This is a genomic window from Peribacillus sp. JNUCC 23, assembly GCF_053653995.1.
The window spans coordinates 2,222,019-2,243,873 of record NZ_CM132202.1; the positions used below are offsets into that span (position 1 = coordinate 2,222,019).

At 33.8% G+C, this 21,855-nt stretch carries 23 protein-coding genes and 1 other annotated feature; of the genes, 21 read left to right on the top strand and 2 right to left on the bottom strand.

The features are described 5' to 3' along the window. Positions 1–276 precede the first annotated feature (276 nt). The 3 genes from JNUCC23_RS10710 to JNUCC23_RS10720 all read left to right on the top strand — a co-directional run bounded on the left by JNUCC23_RS10710 (position 277) and on the right by JNUCC23_RS10720 (position 3,124). Positions 277–1,314: an alpha/beta fold hydrolase gene (locus JNUCC23_RS10710; protein WP_454215738.1), complete on the top strand. Its 1,038-nt coding sequence runs from the start codon at positions 277–279 to the stop codon at positions 1,312–1,314. Between the two features lie 291 nt (positions 1,315–1,605). Further along, positions 1,606–2,271, top strand: a complete 666-nt coding sequence (locus JNUCC23_RS10715) for a hypothetical protein (RefSeq protein ID WP_062179860.1) — start codon at positions 1,606–1,608, stop codon at positions 2,269–2,271. A gap of 376 nt (positions 2,272–2,647) precedes the next feature. Next, positions 2,648–3,124, top strand: coding sequence for a GNAT family N-acetyltransferase (locus JNUCC23_RS10720; protein WP_454215741.1), 477 nt, complete (start codon positions 2,648–2,650; stop codon positions 3,122–3,124). 355 nt (positions 3,125–3,479) lie between these two features. On the opposite strand, the gene JNUCC23_RS10725 is transcribed toward JNUCC23_RS10720, so the two are convergent. Then, on the bottom strand, positions 3,480–4,160 hold the full coding sequence (locus tag JNUCC23_RS10725) for a TetR/AcrR family transcriptional regulator (protein WP_454215742.1): 681 nt from the start codon (positions 4,158–4,160) through the stop codon (positions 3,480–3,482). A 130-nt stretch (positions 4,161–4,290) separates the two neighbouring features. On the opposite strand from JNUCC23_RS10725, the gene JNUCC23_RS10730 reads away from it, so the two are divergent. From JNUCC23_RS10730 to JNUCC23_RS10760, 7 genes are all read left to right on the top strand, one after another. Further along, a complete protein-coding gene (locus tag JNUCC23_RS10730; protein ID WP_454215744.1) occupies positions 4,291–5,643 on the top strand; it encodes an MATE family efflux transporter in 1,353 nt (450 codons plus the stop codon). Between the two features lie 279 nt (positions 5,644–5,922). Further along, the gene (locus JNUCC23_RS10735) at positions 5,923–6,099 is read left to right on the top strand and encodes a hypothetical protein (protein ID WP_454215746.1); all 177 of its coding nucleotides are present in this window, start codon (positions 5,923–5,925) and stop codon (positions 6,097–6,099) included. 51 nt (positions 6,100–6,150) lie between these two features. Then, positions 6,151–6,450 (top strand): DUF1003 domain-containing protein, encoded by a 300-nt coding sequence (locus JNUCC23_RS10740; RefSeq protein ID WP_454215748.1) that lies wholly within the window; start codon positions 6,151–6,153, stop codon positions 6,448–6,450. 790 nt (positions 6,451–7,240) lie between these two features. Beyond that, complete coding sequence (locus JNUCC23_RS10745) at positions 7,241–7,672, top strand: MarR family winged helix-turn-helix transcriptional regulator (protein ID WP_403071780.1); 432 nt, start codon at positions 7,241–7,243, stop codon at positions 7,670–7,672. 151 nt (positions 7,673–7,823) lie between these two features. After that, the gene (locus tag JNUCC23_RS10750; RefSeq protein WP_454215750.1) at positions 7,824–8,591 is read left to right on the top strand and encodes a DUF4097 family beta strand repeat-containing protein; all 768 of its coding nucleotides are present in this window, start codon (positions 7,824–7,826) and stop codon (positions 8,589–8,591) included. Between the two features lie 484 nt (positions 8,592–9,075). After that, positions 9,076–9,465 carry a cupredoxin domain-containing protein gene (locus tag JNUCC23_RS10755; RefSeq protein WP_403071774.1) on the top strand — a complete coding sequence of 130 codons (390 nt, stop codon included), beginning with the start codon at positions 9,076–9,078 and terminating at the stop codon, positions 9,463–9,465. Positions 9,466–9,702: 237 nt separating this feature from the next. Beyond that, positions 9,703–10,230: a hypothetical protein gene (locus tag JNUCC23_RS10760; RefSeq protein WP_454215752.1), complete on the top strand. Its 528-nt coding sequence runs from the start codon at positions 9,703–9,705 to the stop codon at positions 10,228–10,230. A 108-nt stretch (positions 10,231–10,338) separates the two neighbouring features. Here JNUCC23_RS10760 and JNUCC23_RS10765 read toward each other — a convergent pair whose 3' ends face one another. After that, positions 10,339–11,766: a PQQ-dependent sugar dehydrogenase gene (locus JNUCC23_RS10765; protein ID WP_454215754.1), complete on the bottom strand. Its 1,428-nt coding sequence runs from the start codon at positions 11,764–11,766 to the stop codon at positions 10,339–10,341. Between the two features lie 256 nt (positions 11,767–12,022). Between JNUCC23_RS10765 and JNUCC23_RS10770 the strand changes: the two genes are divergently transcribed. From JNUCC23_RS10770 to JNUCC23_RS10820, 11 genes are all read left to right on the top strand, one after another. Further along, positions 12,023–12,790 (top strand): phosphotransferase, encoded by a 768-nt coding sequence (locus JNUCC23_RS10770; RefSeq protein ID WP_454215756.1) that lies wholly within the window; start codon positions 12,023–12,025, stop codon positions 12,788–12,790. Positions 12,791–13,187: 397 nt separating this feature from the next. Beyond that, positions 13,188–13,640 carry an SRPBCC family protein gene (locus JNUCC23_RS10775; protein ID WP_454215757.1) on the top strand — a complete coding sequence of 151 codons (453 nt, stop codon included), beginning with the start codon at positions 13,188–13,190 and terminating at the stop codon, positions 13,638–13,640. 2 nt (positions 13,641–13,642) lie between these two features. Beyond that, positions 13,643–13,981 (top strand): DUF1801 domain-containing protein, encoded by a 339-nt coding sequence (locus tag JNUCC23_RS10780; RefSeq protein WP_454215759.1) that lies wholly within the window; start codon positions 13,643–13,645, stop codon positions 13,979–13,981. Positions 13,982–14,399: 418 nt separating this feature from the next. Next, a complete protein-coding gene (locus JNUCC23_RS10785) occupies positions 14,400–14,612 on the top strand; it encodes a hypothetical protein (RefSeq protein ID WP_454215761.1) in 213 nt (70 codons plus the stop codon). 903 nt (positions 14,613–15,515) lie between these two features. Then, complete coding sequence (locus JNUCC23_RS10790; RefSeq protein WP_454215763.1) at positions 15,516–15,647, top strand: hypothetical protein; 132 nt, start codon at positions 15,516–15,518, stop codon at positions 15,645–15,647. 192 nt (positions 15,648–15,839) lie between these two features. Further along, complete coding sequence (locus JNUCC23_RS10795) at positions 15,840–16,340, top strand: HTH domain-containing protein (RefSeq protein ID WP_454215764.1); 501 nt, start codon at positions 15,840–15,842, stop codon at positions 16,338–16,340. Positions 16,341–16,354: 14 nt separating this feature from the next. Further along, the gene (locus JNUCC23_RS10800) at positions 16,355–16,657 is read left to right on the top strand and encodes an ATPase (RefSeq protein ID WP_454215766.1); all 303 of its coding nucleotides are present in this window, start codon (positions 16,355–16,357) and stop codon (positions 16,655–16,657) included. Positions 16,658–16,885: 228 nt separating this feature from the next. Next, a complete protein-coding gene (locus tag JNUCC23_RS10805) occupies positions 16,886–17,533 on the top strand; it encodes a hypothetical protein (protein ID WP_454215768.1) in 648 nt (215 codons plus the stop codon). A gap of 604 nt (positions 17,534–18,137) precedes the next feature. Beyond that, the gene (locus tag JNUCC23_RS10810) at positions 18,138–18,935 is read left to right on the top strand and encodes a phosphotransferase (RefSeq protein ID WP_454215770.1); all 798 of its coding nucleotides are present in this window, start codon (positions 18,138–18,140) and stop codon (positions 18,933–18,935) included. A 378-nt stretch (positions 18,936–19,313) separates the two neighbouring features. Continuing rightward, positions 19,314–19,454 (top strand): DNA-binding anti-repressor SinI, encoded by a 141-nt coding sequence (gene sinI, locus JNUCC23_RS10815; protein ID WP_403076271.1) that lies wholly within the window; start codon positions 19,314–19,316, stop codon positions 19,452–19,454. 306 nt (positions 19,455–19,760) lie between these two features. After that, positions 19,761–20,012: a binding site (T-box leader), on the top strand. A gap of 81 nt (positions 20,013–20,093) precedes the next feature. Further along, positions 20,094–21,455: an amino acid permease gene (locus tag JNUCC23_RS10820; RefSeq protein WP_403071657.1), complete on the top strand. Its 1,362-nt coding sequence runs from the start codon at positions 20,094–20,096 to the stop codon at positions 21,453–21,455. The last annotated feature ends 400 nt before the right edge of the window (positions 21,456–21,855 follow it).

A 21,855-nucleotide genomic window follows, 5' to 3' on the forward strand; every position in this document is an offset into this window, starting at 1 on the left:
GATAAATTGTATAGTGAAGATATGTACTTAAACTAAAGGGCAGTTTACTTGAAGAAGGTATTAACAAAAGATTGAATGAATATTCCTTAATAACTGTAGATTATTGGGGAAATAAAATGAAATCGTATCTCGAAGAAATAGCGAAACTTAACGTATTTTATATCTCTCATTAAAGTGAATTTCTTAAAAAATTCTTAACGAATTAACTTCAACGCAATTTTTGTTGATTTGACCAATTCAAGGGGTAAGGCCAAAAGTAGATAAGGAGTTTTCTATGTGAAAAGTAAAAGAAAGTTAACCATTTTTTTCATATCAATAACTCTGTTCATACTTCTAATTCTATTGTTTCCTACTTGGACACCTAATATAAATGGGGAAAACAGCATTGCAATATTAGAGAGCATAGAAATGAACGGAACAGAACTTGAAGTAATGATGAGAGGTGTTGATAGAAACAATCCAATTATCATTTTCGTACATGGTGGACCGGGGTGCTCTGAAATTCCTTATGTTAGAAAGTATCAAGATTTACTTGAAGAGCATTTTACAATTGTTCATTATGACCAGAGAGGAAGCGGGAAGTCGTTTCACTTCTTTGAAGACTACTCAAATATAACCACAGATAAACATGTGGATGATTTATTGGCACTGACTGAATATGTAAAAAAAGAGTTTTCTCAAGAAAAGGTCATATTAATTGGTCATTCTTTTGGAACATACATAGGACTGCAAGCTGCTAGTAAAAATCCTGAAAACTATGCAGCATATATCGGTATTGGTCAAGTTTCAAATAATACAAATAGTGAAATGGATAGCCTAGAATATACAATACGCCAAGCGCAACAGGCTGGAAATCTAAAGGATGTAGATCAATTAGAATTTCTTAGAGATTCTATTAAAAAGGGCGAATCGTTTACTCCCAGAAACATGGTCCGTAAATACGGAGGGGCAGGTAGGTTAATTAATGATAATATGGACTATTTCATTGGGTTTTTAACTAGTCCAGAATATAACTTCCTTGATGTTGTTCGTTATTTTAAGGGAATTTCAGCTACACAAGAAATATTACAAGATGAAATGAAAGAGAATGATATTACAAAAATAGTAGATAGTTTAGATATTCCTTTATATTTCGTCATGGGAAAATATGATTATATGACATCTACAAATGCAGCAAAAGCGTATTATGATAACTTGGATGCTCCAAATAAGGATTTTGTTGTCTTTGAACATTCTGCACATTACCCTCAATTCGAAGAAGAAACACTTTTTGCAGATTGGTTGATAAAAACATGGAAAGGTTTGGAGTTGTAGTTCCTTATCTTTCTTTCTAAATATATTGAAAAATAAATTGTGAAATAAATAGTAAGAATGAATTTTTTATTTAACTATAGGGTGCTTTAATTGAATAACGATCTTCCACAATCGGGCGCTATTCTTGAAAAGGAATTATGCCTTTTTCAGTAATAGGGCCATTTTCTGGTATAACACTGTTACAAATTCTGGCTGCAATGCGGCATCTTAATGGGGGAGATTTGGATTAAAGGAATCCGTTCCCACTTTTCTTAAGAATATAAAAATAAGTTTGGAAAATAGGAAGGTATAATGGAAATGTATAATAAGTTGATAGGGATTAGAGTTGCGAACAAAACAACTACAAAACAAAAAGTCTTTTCAATAGTGAATGCAATTATTATCGGGGTTATTCTGGGTTCATTGGCAAAGATTGTGGATAACCCTTATTATTTCAACCTAATATTCACTGATATAGGTAGTCGTCTTGGTATATGGGTATTTGTTGCAACGATTTTATCGGTTTTCAGCTATTCGCCCAAATTAGCGGCTGTAAAAGTATTCGCCTTTTTTGGATCGATGATGACCGTTTATTATGTGTACACAATCCTTTTTCTAAATTTTTTCCCAGAAAGAGCGATTATTTTTTGGAGTATATGTGCAGTGATTAGTCCTATTTGTGCTTATATTATGTGGTATGCGCGTGGAAGCGGATTGTTTTCTAATATTATTTTGTCCCTTCCAATCACAATATTGCTGTTAGAAGGGTTTGAATACCGTAACGCTTACTTACCCATTCACCATCATTACTATTTAATACCATGGTTTATGGGAATATATCTAATAATGATAGTTGTTTTGTTACTTATCATACCGAAACATAAAATGCAGTTTTTGATTATTTTACCACTTTCCATTATATTATCTTTAATCATGATAAAACTTAATAATTACTATGGCTTATGGGAGTATATCTAATCATTTTAATCAGTAATCGGGCGCGATTCTTCAATAAAGAAGATCGCTTTTTTTATTAAAGGTCCATATTTTGGAATAAAGTGATTGCTCAAATCATGGAATTTTAAAATAATTGATATTAAATTAAAGGGCCGGAATGTTGAGGAAAGTAATCACCTATACCTATATAATGCAATTGAGATTGTGAACAAATTTACTTACACAACAGGCAGTATCAGTATAGTTGAATTAACATTTTTTTAATAAGTAGTTATAGCATCTTAGTTAAATTTACGAGTGCGAAAAAATTTTTTGTTGGTTCTAGAAAGAAAATTACGATAACATAACACTAGTTCTGTTTGAGATTTATTTACAAACAAAAAGGAAGGTAAGTTTTATGGAGATAAAGACTGAACGATGTACTGTACGTCGATTTGAAGAAAAAGACCTTGACGATTTTATGCAATATAGAAATGATGAAAACTGGATGCGATATCAGGGTTTCAAAGGATTGACAAAGCAAATGTATGCTAAAGAATTACTTAGCGAACTTTCTTTTTTAAAGGGGGGACAGCTTGCCATAATCAACAATACAACTAATCGATTGATTGGTGATGTTTATTTAAAAAGGGAAAATCACACTTTTTGGATTGGATACACTATAAGTCCTATTCACACCAAGCAAGGCTATGCATATGAAGTACTTGTAATAATTATCGCTTGGCTCAAGCAAAAAGGCTGTATCAGTATAAATGCAGGTGTTTCACCTGGAAATCTTGCTTCAATCAATTTACTTAAAAAGCTTAAATTTACTTATCTTTCCAAAGATGATAACGGTGAACTTATATATACATTGGATCTGCAAAAGATATGAACTTTTTCTCAATGACTAATTCACTTAAAAGAAAATAATAATATGTTTAAAAGGATTAATTTTATGATGTAATTCACTTAAACTATCAGGTGCTTTACTTTAATAAGGTCCTTGAAACGATCTTCCGAAAACGGGCTCTTTTCTGAAACAAGGAACGGTGCTATTCCATAATCGGGCCAGATTATTGAATAACATTCTTTTGTAAAATATCACCAAACGACACTTTGGGTGCATTTTTTCTTCAACGAACGAAGCAGTTTAGTTAGGACTTCTATAGATTGTAGAAGCCCTTCTACCTGGTTATAATACATAGCTTATCAGCCCATCCGATAACAGGATGGGCGTTTTTTTACATTTACTCCACCTGTTCCTTTATCACCTGCTCGATCCCGAGCAAAATTAACTTCAAACCAAATTCAAATGCTCTGTCAGTCCCCATCAGCTCAAATAATTCGTTCTTGAACATCCTCCGGAACAGTCCCGCATCCGTCTCATTCATAGAGTCTAAAAGACGAATCATCTCTTCTCCTGGAAGCATTTCATTGGCCTTAAGGATAGCTGAGACATTACGTTGATGTTGATAATCATCTAGAACAAAGTAATAGACATAGTTAACGAGTGTAGTAACCACTTGCATTTTCTGCTCTTGCTCAAGCGGTGTTGATTCCACGCATAGCAGCATCCGGTTGGTGAACCGGATAATATCTGGTTCGTGGGGCAGTGTCATCATCATAATCTGCGTAGAGCATGGATAGCGGCTGAGTACGCTCCGTACCGTTACCGCAAGCTCAGTCAACTGTTCTTTCCAATCCCCTTCGGAGTGGAATTCCTCCAAAATTATTTTCGCTACCTGGTTGGCTAGACGCTGGTATAGATTTTGTTTGCTCTTGAAGTACCAATACAAAGAGGGAGCCTGAATCCCAAGCCTGTCTGCCAATTTTCTCATACTGAGTTTCTCAATACCCTCCTCTCCAAGAAGCTCCCATGAGGCTTCTAAAATCTTATCCTCCGAAATCTGAGGCTGCTGTTTTTTCATCGGTATCCTCCATTTCATCTAACATTGTAAGTTTATGCTTTACAGATTCATAAGTTCATGATAACATCTAACACTGTAAGATTCAAACTAACACTGTTAGATAATTATTCAAAAGAAAGAAGTGATCCACATGGATGCAGAAAACCTCTATTACTTTGAAAAAGCACCGGTCAGTAAAGCTGTAGCCCATTTCGCTGTACCAATGATGCTAGGCACGTCAATGAGTGTCATATATTCAATATTGAATGCCTATTTCCTTGGTACGCTCCACAGTACTGCCATGTTAACCGCACTCGCATTAACCTTGCCATTATTTGCAATCATTATGGCGCTAGGAAATTTGGTTGGCATGGGGAGTGGTACATTCATCTCACGTTTACTAGGAGAGAAAAAATATGATGATGTAAAGCATGTGTCTTCATTCGCCTTTTACAGCAGCTTAGTTCTCGGTCTTATCGTGATAGCTGTAGGCCTCCCATTGATTAATCAAATCGTTTATGGTCTTGGGGCAACATCTGACTCCTTCGAATTTACAAAGGACTATGTCACAATTATGATTTTAGGCTCACCATTTGTCATATTGTTCTTCACACTGGAGAATATCGTGCGCTCAGAAGGTGCAGCAATCACGTCTATGATTGGTATGATTCTCAGCGTTGTCGTGAATATTATGCTAGATACACTAGTCATTTTCGTCTTCCATTGGGGCGTAACTGGGGTTGCGTCCGCTACGGTAATTTCTAACGTTGTTGCGAGTGCATTCTACGCCTTTCATATAGGATATAAAAGCCAATTCTTAACCGTTTCAGTAAAATGGTTCAAAGCTTCTAAAGAGATTCTGAGTAATGTATTTAAAATCGGAGTTCCTGTCTTTATTATGAGTATCTTTTTGGGTGCAATGTCTCTCATCTTAAACCACTTTCTTGTAGAGTATGGGGATCAGGCAGTAGCTGCTTACGGAATATCATCACGTTTATTGCAATTTCCTGAGTTTATTCTGATGGGCTTATGCGAGGGAGTAGTACCGCTCATTGCCTTTTCTTTTACAGCGAATAAAATGCGCATGAAGCATACAATCGGATTTACAATTAAAATGATTGTGGCTTTAGCCTTCGTATTCGGCGTTATCGTCTATCTGATATCTGATAACTTAATTGGTTTATTTACGAATGACCCGTACTTAATTGAAATGGGAAGTTACATTCTGCATGTAACGTTCTTATCCTTGTTTATTACTGGAATGACCACGTTGTTTACGGGTATATTTCAAGCAACAGCACAAGGAACTGCAGCGTTTATTATGGCAATTATTCAAGGAATTACACTAATTCCTGTGTTGTTTATCGCCAATCATATAAACGGATTCCACGGAGTAATCTGGTCGCTTGTCATTGCAGATGCCGTTTCATTCCTTGTAGGTGCTATCATGCTGTATGTTTTACGGAACAAATTGCAGCCGGATTTGGATAGTTTAGTACATTAGAAAAAATAAAACTTACAAAAATGCGTTGGGAGAAACCCCGACGCTTCTTGCTCTATAAAAAGATGTTTTACGTTCAGGAGCAGCAAACAGTAGGGCATTGATTCTAACTGTTCATCTATTTAGGCTTTTTTTTATGAATTAATAGATAGTCAAAGTTCATTTAAATAGGAGTAATGAGAATTTAAACTATTGGCAGTCGGATTTTAATAAGCATAATAAAATGAATTCGCTCCTATGTGTTAAAACTGAATCAGACTGCCTATTAGGGAGGTAGTTAGAATGTCAAGAATGCAAAATAAGGAAGTATCTCAAATTCAGGGTTTTGATATTGAGTTAAATCAAGAAAATACTCTCCGAATTGATCGATTAGTAGATAGCTATGAAAAAAGCATTCTAAACAATTTAAATGAAGAATACCAAAGAAAAACAAGATGGCCTGATCATGTGGCAGATTAAATCTCATCCTTCGGAGGTAGCTGGAAATTTATCGTTTGTTTTGCGATTTTTTTGTTCATTTGGATAGTATGGAACACGTTGTCAATTACTCGATTCCATTTTGATGAACCGCCGTTTATTTTATTGAATCTATGTCTATCTTTTATTGCGGCCTTTCAGGCTCCTGTAATAATGATGAGCCAAAACAGACAGGCAGCACGTGATAAGCACGAGTCAATTATTGACTTTACTATTAACTATAAAGCAGAGCAGGAAATTGACGATATGCAAAAACATATTCACCGAATAGAAAATGAACTAATGGAAATTAAGCTACTTTTAATAGAAAATAAAGAAAAAGACACATTGTAACTTTTTTATGCAAGGATTGTGAAAAATCACGTGGCTTTATTCTGTTAGAAAAGACAAAAAAATGCGATGGTTTGAGCAAACAGCTTTATCTGAAAATAGCTCAGCAAAGAAGCTATACAAGCCTTTGGGATTTAACGTGAGCTTATGTGAAAAAAGGATTTATAAAGTATACAAAATAAACCTAATAAACGTTCCCAAATGAAGGTTTGAAAATACACAAAAAGCCAAGAAATGCTGTGAAACCAACATTTCTTGGCTTTCCCTTTTAATATTGTTTATACAGCTTTTTATGCAAAGGTATATAAACATAGCTACAATAAGACTACTTCCAGGGACTTTAGTTGAATAACGATGTTCAACAATCGGGCGCGATTGTGGAATAGGTGTCTCTTTCTAATTCAATTAACTGCCAATTAGTTGTATGAGAAAGGACATAGCATATTAGTCATATAAAATATGTTATGTCCTTTAATTTATCTATACTTTTTTAATTTAGGTCTTGATAATGAAATAAAGTTCGATTATTTAAAATAAAGATTGATAATTTATTTTAAAGTTTGATTAAAAATCCTGTGTTGATATGCAGGGTTTTTTCTGATTCCACAATCGGGTAGATTGTTGAGGAACGCTTTCACATATTCATGTAGAATAATAATTGAGATTGTGAAGGATTACCCAAACTTATGAGCAGTCGAAGAAGATTAGTCACTTCACATTGTTTCTATGATAAATTAAAATATATAATTATTATATATTTTAATTTATCAAATAACTGTAAAGGGTGTTTACGATGAATAAGATTAAGGATGAATCTGTTCGATCTTTAACGTTGGAAATGTTTAATATTCAAGTTAAATCAAATAACTTTATGAAATTTCTTACAAATGATGAAGAAATCTCTGAGAATTTAGTACTCTTATTATTAAGACTGAAATTGTTTGGTTTTTTAAAAATTACAGATATTTCAGATGCTTTTCTTTTAACACCTGGAGCAGCAACGAATATGTGCGATAAACTTGAACAACTAAATTATATTGAACGAATAAGGTTAAAAGAGGACCGTAGAGTTGTAAGAGTTACTCTAACAGAAAAAGGAGAAGAAAGGGTTGATGAAATATTTTTAAAGTTCTCAATTAAACAGTTAGAATCTATAACACATTCCTTATCGGAGATAAATCACTTATTTAAAAATATTGAAGAAACCATTCGAAACAGATCATAACACGATCTGTTTTTTTATTTGAAAATATTGAATTAAAAATAGAGCTGTTATATATTATAATTATTAAATGTTTTAGTTGTTAAAATATTATTTTGTAGGGGGATTAGAAATTTGAGGAAAAAAAATCTTATTTATTGGAGGAATCATTTTAATGTCATTATTAGTTTTGGGTTCATTGAACAGCTATAAAAAACATTATGAATACAGATCAAACATTAAAAATGTCAATAAGGTACAGATTAATTCGGATTTTTCTAACATTAAATTGATAAGTAAGGATTCCGATTTTTATCTTGAATCTCAGGGTGTAGGAAAGCCAACCATTGATATTACCTACACTAATGATAAAGCAATTATTAATGTACTAACATTTAATAAAACCTGGAAAAAGATGTTACCTGGTAAAAAGAATAGAGGAAAAATACTGCTGAACATACCACCACGTTTGTTAGATGAGCTTCACTTAGAAACAAAAAATGGAGACATTGATATAGATTACATTGCTGAAGTTAGTCGGCTATCCCTTATCTCGGATGTGGGTACTATAAGATTGAGTGGCTTTCAAGGAGAATTTTTAAATATTAAATCGGGAAATGGTTCCATTAACTTAGGGGAAGTAAATGGACAAATCAATATTAAAAATAAAGTAGGAAGTTTAAAGAGTCTAGTTCTCAAAAGTGTTAAAGGAGAAAATAATATTAAAATTTCTAATGGAAATGTAAAAGTTGAGCTACCTAAAGGGATAAAAACTGATGATATAGGTTTAAATATTTCAACTAAGAATGGGAAAATAATATCCAAAGACAGTAATTATACTATCTCAAATAAAGGACCGGGAAAAGAACTAATTCAAAATGTACCTAATAGTACGAAAAAACTAAATATATCCGTTTTAGTGGGAAATATAGAAATAAATTAATGTTTTATCCAGCATTAGAGTTTTTATAGATTGAAATTTTTGTATGTAAAATTCCTAGTACATAAATACCTTTTAGTCTATTGAAAAAGCACAGGGTTTTGAATGCATAATTAGAGGTGCAACACTTTTATTTATTTCAAAATACATCACTGTATTTTTTTCAAAAATGTACTAATTCTCTAGAAAGTCGAAATTAGAGTTTCACTCCATACGTACTGAAGCAGTCGTGCATGGCATCGAAGCATTCACGGCCTGGGTTCGGGACAATAACAAACATAATTGAACATAAAACCTCTTATAATTTTATTAAACAAACGGGGCAGTTTAGTTGCATAAGAATAGATTCCAGAAGATCGTCATTAGAGTCGATCTTTTTCTTTTCACTGTTTCAGATAAAAAACTTACTATCTGAAAGCACGCAACCAAAGTTATTGTAATAATATTTTATGAATTAGAAAAAAATAGAGGAAAGGAGGGATTGCAAATGTCTGTGAAAAAGTGGGTAACAGGATTGGTCGGTGCGCTTGCAATGGTTGTAGTCGTGACAACACTAGGTTCACTCGGCGTATTTGCCGAATCCGGTGTTGTAAATCAGCCTATGGAGACGGGGAAATCGATTGAGGTCGAGTTGAACGATAATTTCTTTAATCCGAAAGTCATCACTATTCCGAATGGAACAGCCACAACGTTGATATTGAAAAACAAAGGCAGTAAAGAGCACACCTTCACGGTTGAAAAGCTCGGCATTGACGTCGAGGTCCAGCCGGGTGAAGAAAAAAATATTACCGTGAATCCGAAACAGCCCGGTACATATGAACTGATATGTCGGTACCATTTCCAGGAAGGAATGGTTGGGAAAGTAATAGTCGAATAAAATGCAGGACCGATAAGGCCTTGTTTTTTTTATAGGCAAAGGAAATAACTTACTTCCTCCCCGAACGGACTTCTCTACTTTGTATTATCGATTAAGGTTTAGAGAGATTTTTTATTAAGCTTATTTTTTATTACAGAGGATATTGATGCTTGGATTATTAGTAATTGTTCCACCTCTAATAAATGGTAAGTATAATGTAAGGTAACGTATAAACCATTTAGAATGAGGTGGAAAGGTGTGTTTTTTAAACCTATTTCTGATGAGGTTCGTTTATCTCAAATAATATTCAATAAACATAAAAAAACGATGAAGCTCATTTTAGTGTCTATTTTAGCCTGTATGGCAACTATTCTGCAGGCTGCTGGATTTTTACCAGGGATAGGATATTTTATAAGTCCTCTGGCCACTGCACCTATTCTGTTATGTTCCATGTTTTCCATTCCAATTGGAGAAATATCCTACTTTCTGACAATTATGCTGTTATTCATCCTACAGCCAACTGAACTAATTGTATTTTCTTTTACAACAGGATTGTTAGGACTTGGAATAGGGGCATCCTTTCACCTTTTCAGGAAGGGGTTAAGTATTATGGCTACTGGTGCCATTCTTTTAATGTTAGGAACTATGAGTCTAATATTTATTTTTCACTTTCCAGTTTTAGATTCAGCCGTCTCTGTTTCCTTTTCATTTCTTACAATTGGCTTTTTATTTGCGTTCATTTATAGCTGGTTATGGGTTGAAATTGCTTTAATCATTTTTAAATGATTAAAAATGATTATAATTTAGTGATTCTCCGTCACTTGGTTTTAATTTCGATTCATTACATCCATGTAAGAGATTTATCAAGATTAAGTGGAAATTTAGTGTTTTGGTTCATGGAACTATTTCAAAAACAGTGCCTTGGTTAAAATCAGTCACTTTCATAGAGCTATAAACTGCTAAATATAAGCTGGTTTGATTCAGATTCGTTCCCAAACTAACATAATAGGCTGATTGAGACCCAAAATCATAATCGGTTTGTATCACACTAAAATCATTTTGTTCACCATTTGGTCTTACGGTGGTATAAGCTAAAGCTCCTCTAACCTGAGGTTGAGATTCTTTCCGGGCAAGATCGGTAAACACAACGCTTCCTGTTAAACCAGGGATTGTATTCCCCATATAGACTTGCACTCCTGTAAGTGCAGTTCCTCCAAACTTATCGGGTCTGGTATCTTTGTGGAAATAACTGGTTAAAGACTGAAGACGACTCGCTGAAAGTGTTATTGCTTCATTGTAATAGGCAATTGTTTTCTCATCCAAAGTCTGATTTTCAGTGCAGCCACTTATAATCGAAGTAGGAAAAGCACCTTCCCAACCTCGCCAGCCAAAGTTAATGAATCCTTCTTGGTCAGGTTCAGATTTCATTAAAGAAGCTTGAATAAGCTGAGTAACCGGTATTGGTTTATAATGAACGAATGAAAAAATCGACTCTACCAAATCTTGACCGACATTTCCCGCATATTTAATATACTGATTATAAAACCTTTGAAATGAAATGCCTGGTATATTGCGAACCCCTTTGGCAATTACTGTAAGCGTTTCCTGAATAGGTACGGGAAGTTCATTAAACCGTGTGACTACGGGTGGATTCTGGATAAATGTATTCTTAACTACATCAATTTCAATTATTTTACCGGCGATTTCCATATCATTCTGGCTTAAATTGAATGGATCATAGCCTGATCCACCATCCCCGGTTGTTAAAACAAGGTTTCCTGATTCAGGTGAAAAGTTTAAGCTATTGACACCATTATGATTAAAAAATGGTCTTCTTAAGTTTAGTAATGTTCGTCGTTTTTGAGGTTGATCATTCGATTGTAAAATCCATTCTTCAACTGTATCAATATGATCATATTGAGTTTCTCTATTTATCCATCTTAGGTTTAAAGCTCTGGGATCACACGGGTTAGGCTTAAAAGGTTCAGAAAGAGCACCTGGACCTTGTGTTCCAGCTACTGAATAATGAAGATAAAACAGACCGTTATAATAAAATTCTGGATGAAACGCTAGCCCTAGCAATCCCCGTTCATCATATCCACCACGAGAAACACCTGGTTCAGAATCACCAAGTTTTATGATTCGCGGGCGAATATCTAAAAAAGTCCTTATAACCCCGTTTCCTATGTAAAAGATCTCTCCTACCTGAGTTGCAATAAATAATCTTTCAATTGAGTCACCCGGAAGTATGGTTGTCTTTAAAACAGTAGGTAAATTTATATTACTTACAATGGGCTGTAAACCAACCTTAACTTTTATCAACTGACTTTGCACTCCTTCTTATTGTTTTCTTATAAGAATATGATTAGAACCGTCTATTAGTACCAAATTAGGCCGGGGAATCCGATAAGGCATTGCACTACTTTCCACACGAGCGTAATTAAACTAAAGGAGTGCTTTAGTATGATAAGCAGGTTGCTTTGGCAACCTTTCTCTTATTCGACTAACGAAGCAGGATAGTTGAATAAAAGAGCGAATTATAAAGTATTATCTTAAGAAAAAATGTGGTGTATATAAAGTGAATACAGAATTAATAGAGAAGGTTGAAAAAATAGTAGGTGAAACAAATAGATTTATCAAAATGGATGAACAGGGTTGTACTTCAGAAGTACATCAGATCATAACAAACAATGGTTCCTATGTACTTAAAAGTTCGTTTAAGGAAAAATATAAGGAATGGTTGAAGACTGAGGCTCTAGTATTAGAAAAGTTAAATAACAATAATCAGATTCCAGTTCCTAAATACTATGGTTTTTTCGAGGAGAAAATTGGAAGCCATTTAATAATGTCATTTGAGGACGGAATAACGTTAACTTCTGCTTTAAACCAAGCGAAAAGTACAACAGAAAAGAAATCATTAATTAGGAGTTTTGGACAATTTCTTCATCATTTTCATGAAAAAAAACAATTGCAATATTTTAGACGAGAGAATAATTGGCTTGAGGAGCGACTTGCCAAGGCACAAAGTTATGTGGAAAACGGACAAACGGAGGGTAACTTAGAGTTGTTAAATCAGTTGAAGTCCGACAAACCTATACCAGTTCAACAGACTATGATACATGGTGATTGCACAACAGATAATGTGCTTGTCATCAACGGGAAGATAAAACTTTTTATTGATGTATCTGGTATGACAGTCGGAGATCCTCGATATGATGAATCCTTAGCGATTGGGAAATTTATTAATAATCCTGCATACATACATGCCTTTTATGAAGGATATAGACGTTATAAAGTTACAAAGGAAGAACTTTGGTATTTTGAAGTTCTATATGAGTTTTTCTAATTTGATGTTCCACTAACGGGTTCTTTACTTCAATATTAGGAGCTTATCAGCAGCTCTTTTTTCCTTAAGGAACCAAAGGGGCAGGTTAGTTCAATAATTTTTGTTGTGTTTTCTTTTAGATTAGGTTAAAATCCATATGAGAACATATGTTTTGTTTTGTGTATATGTTAATTGGTTTGAAGGGTTACTTAGTGAATGGTGGAATACTTAAATAGCAGGGTTAATTCTTTAGTTAATCAATACTCATTGATTATAAAAACAATTGTGCATCAATATAAATCTTTAGGGTCTGGTGCTACTGAGTCTTATTTAAGGCTACCATATAAATAACGGTCTTCCAGTTAATCATATAGTAAAACAGGGATATGAATTAGATAAAGTGAGGTAGGGATATTAAATGAATACAGATAATAAAGAAACAATAAAGGTAGAGACCACAGTTCATGCGCCAGTTGAAAAAGTGTGGGAATATTGGACAGAACCACAGCATATTACGAAATGGTCTTTTGCTTCAGATGACTGGCATGCACCATTTGCTGAAAATGATCTAAGAGTAGGTGGAACATTTCTTACAAGAATGGAAGCGAAAGATGGAAGTTTTGGTTTTGACTTTGGTGGAGTATATGATGAAATTAAAATAAACGAATTGATTTCTTATACTCTTGGAGATGGAAGAAAAGTTACGATCACTTTTACTAGTCAAGGCAGAGACACGAAGGTAATTGAGGTTTTTGACGCAGAAGTTACCCATTCCGCTGAGCAGCAAAAAGAAGGTTGGCAAGCATTTTTAGAAAATTTCAAGAAATATAGCGAACTTTCCAAAGATGAAGATTTTAAAGGAGAATTATAAAAGTGAATCAAGAGGTCTCTTCTTTTATCGAAAATCTCAATCAACAATGGAAGATTGAGATATGCAATCAGCTTCGTGAACTTGTCCATAAATCTATACCTGATGTGGAAGAGCGGATTCAATATAAAAAGCCACATTTCTTAAAAAATGGGAAATTTGCTGCAGTGATTTCTCCTTCTAAGGATGCTATAGCGTTTATGATTATGAATACTACTGAACTAGAAGTTCCTAAAGACTTTGAAGGTCCTGCTGAACGAAAATGGCTGAAAATTCATGAGGGTGCTTCTCCTGATTATGATTTACTGTCTCGCTTACTTGTTCAAGCATCAAGTACACTTTGACTAGTGGAGTGAATTCTTAGCCATTTGGTGAATAGATTTATTGGTGGATTTACTTAAAGGTTATTGAACTCCAATGAAAAAACGTAATAATCTTTCATTTTCTGTGGTGTAGTATAGATTTTTCGCTACATGAAGGGCTAACCGGGCAGGATTCCTTTAATAGATGAAGCAATAATTATGGAAAACGAACTAAGTATGTGAATAAATGTACTTAAACTAACGGGTGCTTTAATTCAACAGCCAAACCACCAAATTGGTGGTCTTTTCAATGTACGAAACTATGTAAAATCATACATTCGAAAAGACCTTTCTCAACTAAAGAGCAAGTTAGTGAAATTTGAAGGGGCCTTTTCGAATGTTATTGAATTAATAGGTGTATAGTGAATTTATTAAAAAGAGATAAATTGGAGTGGCTTATTTGAGAGCGAAATTTTTAATTATCGGTGGTAGTGTGACAATTATAGCTGTTCTAATCTATGTCTATTATATTTTCTTAGTTCCAAAAGTTGGACCCATTGGTGATGGAACAATTGCAACACCTATTTATGTAACTATTATTAGCTCTTTTTTCTGTGGAACATGTGCAATTATTCAAGGAATTCTTATCTTAAAGAGGCAAAAAACATCTTAAAGTAACGGGGGCAATAGCGTCATAAAAAGGCTGCCAAATGACGGCCTTTTTAATGTATGAATTTATCTAAAATCATACATTCAAAAGAACTTCTTCAACTAACGCAGCAGTTTACTTTAAGAAGAAAATGCAAGATTGATTAAGAACTCTATTTTTTCTTGCAGTCCGCCTCTCCTTACAAACAGATCGGTTGCCTTTAAGGCAAATTTGGTATGCAACAACTGTAAATTACAGTTTTTACACTGATGTTAAAGTATCTTCATCAACTGGTTTGGGACAAATTGTTAGCGCATATGATCCTTGGTATTTGGATATTCCACCAGGTATAGTAAGTAGAGACACTTTGTCAATAGTTAGAAAAACTGAAACTGCTTCTCAACCTGCAGAAGCTAGATATACATTGTATATGACTGCTCCAGTTAGTACGAACCTGTATATTTATGGTAGAGTAAAAAATGGAGTATTCACTACTAGTGGAAATTAATTTTTAAAAAGGATTGGTGGTCATAGTGAATAATATCATTGTTCCTTTAGTAATATTTGTTTTACTTGCAGCAGTTGTTTTTCTGTTTACTAAGTTTTCTAGAAAATCACCAAAATAATTTTCATTAGAATTAAAAAATAGAAGCTGTCGAGAATTTCTCGACAGCTTCTATTTTTTTGTCTCATTCAATACCACTTAAAAACAAAATTTGGTTGCCTTAATGGCAACCTCTTGAGAGCCAAGAGGTTTTATGTCTCGGAAGTTCCGAAAATTAACTTTATGTTAACTAGATTTGTATAAAGTATTCATATTTTCCTTAGAAACCTTGTTCAACTAAAGCAGCAGGATACTTCAATAAGTAGTCACAAAGGAGATTGATTTTTATAATAAAATATATGAAGAGAAAAGAGGTCCGTAATATGGAATTTGTTATAACGGTTGGAGTTGTTGTGATAGCCATTACCTGTCTATCAATTGAAGGGAAATTAAGAAAAGCCAGTGAACAAAACAAAGAAATTATAGAGTTATTAAAACAGGGAAAAGAAAAATAAGCATTATTAGTTATTGTGCTAACCGGGCTTTAATTAAACAAGCAGCAAAAAGGATCTTCCGGTCGAAGATCCTTTTTTTCTGTGCCGATAAGGGTGATTATGTAAATAATTAAGGCTTTCATGCAGGACATTTAATACGCTAGCATGAATATATGTATGTAAAAGCAAGATGAAAGCAGGTGGCTTTTACATATGCTAGTAAGTAAAATCATTCATAAAATTATGATGAAAGAAATGACCATCAAAGAACTGGCCGAATTGTATGGCGTAAGTGATCGAACGATTCAACTGAAGATTAAAAAGTTAGGTTATGAATGGGATAGCAAGAAAAGTGTTTATAACTATTTAGGAGAATTGCCCGAGCCATCCGATATTGATTTTAGTACATTGTTTGGGAAAAATAACGCTTCTATGGGTGAAATCAATAAAAGTAAAAGTGAAATGGCTAGCGCTAGCACAAGTGAAACAAAAAGCAAAGGCAAAGCTGAATCTGCTAGCGCTAGCAATGATGAAATGGATTCAATCGATATGTTACTTGCAGGTAAGAAAACACACTCTAAAAGAGTGTACAGAGGGTTTTATTTTGATGAAGAGATATTAAACATCATTGATCGTGTTCCTAGAAACTATAAATCTGAATTGGTGAATGAATCATTAAGGATAATATTCAAAGATAAAGGATTACTAGAATAAATGGAGGAGAGAGTGTGTTATATTTCATCGTATCCCTTGTCATAGGGCTAATTTTTACTCTTATTTTATCTTTTGTTTTTAAAAATGCGCCAAAAGTTGATAGAGGTGTTGGATTTAATTATTTTAAATTATCGTATAGACGAAAAATGATTAGAACACTCGCAAGCCTTCCTATAATGATTTTGTTATCCATCGTTATTTACAGCTATGCAGATTGGAGTATGTTAGCAAATATACTTGTTGGGCTATTTTTCGTTTTAACCTTTTCAATTCAGTTAATTTATAACTTTAATATGTGGAAAAAGAATGAAGCTTAATTAAAATCTAATTCAACAATCGGGCGCTTTAACTGAACAAGCAGCTAAAAGGATCTTCAAAACGAAGATCCTTTTTCAGTACCTATAAGCAATTTTATGTTAACTAGATTTGTATAGAGCATTCATATATACCTTAGAAACCTTATTTAGCAAACGGGCCATTTAACGGAGTAATGCTTATTGCGAAAATGGAGGTAATTTGAAATAATTTAATGAAACATTGATTAATTGGGGGAGCAAAAAATGCGACACTTTAAAAGCCGTTACTTGTTTATAATTTTTGCTTTGTTGTTAACAGGGTGTGCAGGTGTAGAAAAAGAAAAACCTTTAGAAAAGGAAAAATCGCCATTAAATACGCAAATAACCATTGAGTCATATAACATGAGCGAAAAAGAAAACCTTCTTATTAGCAAGACAGGTGTGGGGCAAATTGAATTTTTCAAGCTGAATGGCACTCCGAAAGAAGATGATGAATTGCAATTTTCAGTGGAGGTGTTTAAAAACGGTAAGTTTAAAGAGGAGTTGCTAAAGACTTGGGATGGGCCTGAAACAAAATATCAAGACAGCTTCATTTCTTTTGGAATAAGTGACATCGAAAATGAAGGCCATTCTTTAAAACTGATCACTGGTATACCATCTGGGCTTGCTACAACGATTTATTCAAGTAACATGACATCTTCTTCTTTCAGTAAGCTAGTCGGAGAAAAAGTTACTTTAGAAAAAAATAAACCTGTTTATTTAGCAGCGTGGCTAGGCACTACTAAAAACGAACTGAGTTCTGGTGGAGGCGAAAATGGGGAACTACCATCGGGTATTGAAGAAGCTGAACTCGCATTTTTCTACAAAGTTTTATGGACCGATAAAGAAAAGAAATAATTTTTGTTTTATTAAACAATCGGGCGCTTTAATTTAACAAGTAGCTAAAGGATCTTCAAACCGAAGATCCTTTTTCAATACCGATAAGGGTGATTATGTAAACTCTTCTTGAAATAAAATAAGAGGAGTTTTTTAATCTAGCTTATTAAGCTAATGGGTGACATCAGTTGAAGAAGAAACTCCCTTCTTCAACTAACGTGACAGTTTACTTGAACAAGATACTTTTAATGGTATTGAACTCAGAGAAAATGATGTATTCTTTGAGTTGTTGCAATAGACAGAATAGTTTAGTGAATACATAAAATCCTCTTTGTTTATTTGGTGATATTTGGTAATATATAAATTAGAGATGTAAAGAAAGGGGAATCTATATTACACATGTGGAATACTTTGAACTGATTAGTTAATTGGATAGAGAGACGATGGCGATTCTTGATTTTAAGGATACGTTTATTTGTCTATCTGAAATCATTCAAGGGATTCATGGTGTGGACAATTAAATTCCCATTACCAAGCAGATACCTTTGTATATCTGCTTCTATTTATGGGTAAAAATACATCTCTATTGGCACAATCATAGCGTCCCTATATCGGGGGAATTTTAATGACAAGTCAGTACGAAAAGGAAGAAATGCTAACAGGAGGAAATATCTCAAACGTATATCGCTCGGGTGACACTGTGCGACGAGACTTAAAAGCAAATGGCACCAAAATTCATAAGTTATTAAAGCATTTGGAAAGTGAAGGTTTTGACTACGCACCGAAGTTTTTAGGTATTGATGAAAAAGATAGAGAGATATTATCATTTATTGAAGGAGAAGCTGGTAATTATCCTTTAAAAAAATATATGTGGTCAAATGATGCTTTAAAAGAGATAGCGAAAATGCTTCGTCTCTATCATAATGCTGTGAGTGATTTTTCAATCGAAGAAAGTTGGCAACCAATCGATAACACCCCTCAGCCATTTGAAGTGCTATGTCACAATGATTTTGCCATCTATAACATTATTTTTAATCACGAAAAACCAGTAGGTATTATTGATTTTGATGTTGCTGCTCCTGGTCCAAGACTTTGGGATATAGCCTATACTCTTTACACTTGCGTTCCTTTAAGTAGACTTTATCATACTGAAACAGGTGAGGCAGTTTATTATGAACCATTAAAGGATGCCGACCGTATAAAACAAAGGGTTAAATTATTTTTTGAATCCTATGGTATTAAGGCAATGGAAAAAGGTTTTTTAGAGATGGTGTTGCTACGAGTAGAAGGATTATGTAAAACCATACAAAGGAAAGCCGAAGAAGGAGATTTGGCGTTTCAAAGAATGATCGATGAGGGACACTTTGAACATTATCAAAAGGAACTTCAATTCATTCGTGAACATGGAAAAGAATGGATTTGAAAAGGTTTTGAACTAAATGAATAGTAATAGCGTTAGGCCTAGCAGGTTTGAAGCTATTTTTGTTAATGTTCTAAAGGGGAAAAATTACTGTAATAAATAAAGTTGAAAAAAGGCAAGTTTGTGAAGTGATGTACTTAAACTATAGGGTGCTTTAATTAAACAATCAGCTAAAAGGATCTTCGACTGGAAGATCCTTTTTTCAGTACCTATAAGGAATTTTATGTTAACTAGAAATAAATAGGATATGCAATTTTAATTATTAGGAGTAATTTACCTTATAACCCAAGTATTTCCGTTGTGGATTATAAGAAATAACTGTTACTTTTTATATAAATGGAATTGTAAAGTAAAACACTTCTAATTCCAGGGAGGTTAATCATGGAAAATAAACAATTAGATGAAAAATGGCTTCGATTAGTCAAAGAGTTAATAGAATCTGGAGTATCTAAAGAAGATTTTAAAGCATTTATAGAATTTAAAAAACTTGAAAAAGAAAATCAAAAGAGGTTGAGTACCTAAAGGGCACTCAACCTCTTTAATTTCCTATAATTGACTTTATGTTAACTAGATTTGTATAGAGCATTCATGTGATCCTTTGGGACCTTGTTCCGCAATCGGGCCAGATTGTTGAATAACAATCTTAAATGAACTTTACTAACATTTGTTGAAATATTTCCTTTAGTTTTTATATTTAAGTGGTGAGTTGTATTTATATAGTAAAATGTCATATATAATTTAAGCGGGTTATGAAGAAATTTTAAAAATTATATTGACAAAATATTTTTTTCTGTAAAATGAAAAACAATTCAAAAATATTTGTATAGAACAAAGGCTATGAAAAGAAATAGTATCAATTATTTTTACGAACAGAAAGTTACCGGTTGATGAGAGGTGCAAGTAAAACGATTGAGAATTCATCTTGGAGCTGTGTACCGAAAAGATCATTCTAAGTAGGCTACGCCGGTAAGCACCCGTAATCATGTGCGAGAGTATCGTCAAATGACCGTACTTCTTAAGGTAAGTAATGTGAATTGCTTATAAATTAAAGGTGGTAACACGAGTTGAATCGTCCTTTTGGTTAATCCAAAAGGGCGTTTTTTTTTATTCCTTTTTTGAGCAAAGTATTTGAAAATCTAAACGTATTAGGAGTAAGACATTATGAAAAACAATCATCAAGATTCACAGCTAAAGCGCGGATTAAGTACTCGTCACATGCAATTAATTGCACTTGGCGGATCCATTGGGGTCGGTTTATTTTATGGCTCTAGTTCCACAATTCAAATGGCTGGGCCATCTATTTTACTAGCTTATTTAATTGGCGGATTAGTTATTTTCACAATTATGCGTGCATTAGGCGAAATGGCAGTAGAGGAACCTGTATCAGGCTCGTTCAGTACGTACGCGAATAAATATTTAGGAAGCTTTGCTGGGTTCTTATCTGGTTGGACGTATTGGTTCATGTGGATTGTCGTTGGCATGGCAGAATTAACAGTAGTCGGTGTATACATTAACTACTGGTTCCCTGATATTCCACAATGGGTAACTGCCCTTGTAGTACTTGTTATTATGACGCTTGTAAACTTAGCAAATGTAAAAGCTTACGGAGAATTCGAATTCTGGTTTGCGATGATTAAAGTTGTTGCGATTATCGGTATGATCGTTCTAGGATTAGCCATTATTTTCTTCGGTGTTGGCAACCACGGTGAAGCAATTGGCTTCGATAATTTATGGGCTCACGGTGGCTTCATGCCAAACGGTTTCCATGGTATTTTAATGTCACTAGTATTAGTTATGTTCTCATTCGGTGGGGTTGAATTAGTTGGTATTTCTGCAGGAGAAGCAAAAAATCCTAGCAAGTCAATTCCTTCAGCTATTAACAACATCGTTTGGCGTATTTTAATTTTCTACATTGGTGCATTAGGCGTTATGATGGTTATTTATCCTTGGAACGAAGTTGGTTCAGAAGGTAGCCCGTTCGTTCAAATTTTCGATCACGTCGGCATCCCTGCTGCGGCTCACATTATTAACTTTGTTGTAATTACAGCAGCAATGTCTGCATTTAATAGTGGTTTATACGGTTCAGGACGTATGCTACACAACTTATCGGTACAAAAAAATGTTACAAAATATTTTAAAACAGTAAGCAAAAACGGTAGTCCGCGTAGAGGGATTTTATTTTCTTCAGCGGTGTTATTAATTGCGGTTGTCTTAAACTATGTAGTACCTGAAAAAGTGTTCATCTATATTTCTGCTGTTGCGACTGTTGCAGTCATTACAAGCTGGATGATTATTTTATTAGCGCAATTGAAATTTAGAAAGTCAAAAACGAAAGAGGAAGTAGCCGAACTGAAATTCAAAATTCCGCTTTATCCACTTTCTACGTACATTGCCATTGCATTCTTATTAATGGTTATTGTGTTAATGGCGTTTATTCCAGATATGCGTGTTGCCCTATATGTCGCACCAGTTTGGTTTTTAATCTTATTTGTTGGATACAAAGTAATAAATGTTAAAAAGTAATTAAATCATTTCATTTAACTGATACTTCTTCAACGAAGACATATGTTAAATAGTCCTTTTCGTTAACTCGATTGGTTACATCTATCTCAAGATTAATAATTTTTATACATTAGTAAACGTTAATAACGTTCCCAAATGAAAGTTTGGAAAGAAACCAAAATCCAAGAAATGCTGTTAAACCAACATTTCTTGGATTTTCCTTTGAATATTGTCTATACAGCTTTTTATGCAAATACATAAACATGGCTACGATAGTACTTTTCAAAATTATTCAGAGTTTATTATTTGAATAAAAACCTGTAAATTTGACGCTTTAAACCTGCATTTTTTAATCGTTCCTATACTTCAATTACAGTGGCTTTATTTGAAAACTATCTTCCACAATCGGGCGCGTTTGCAG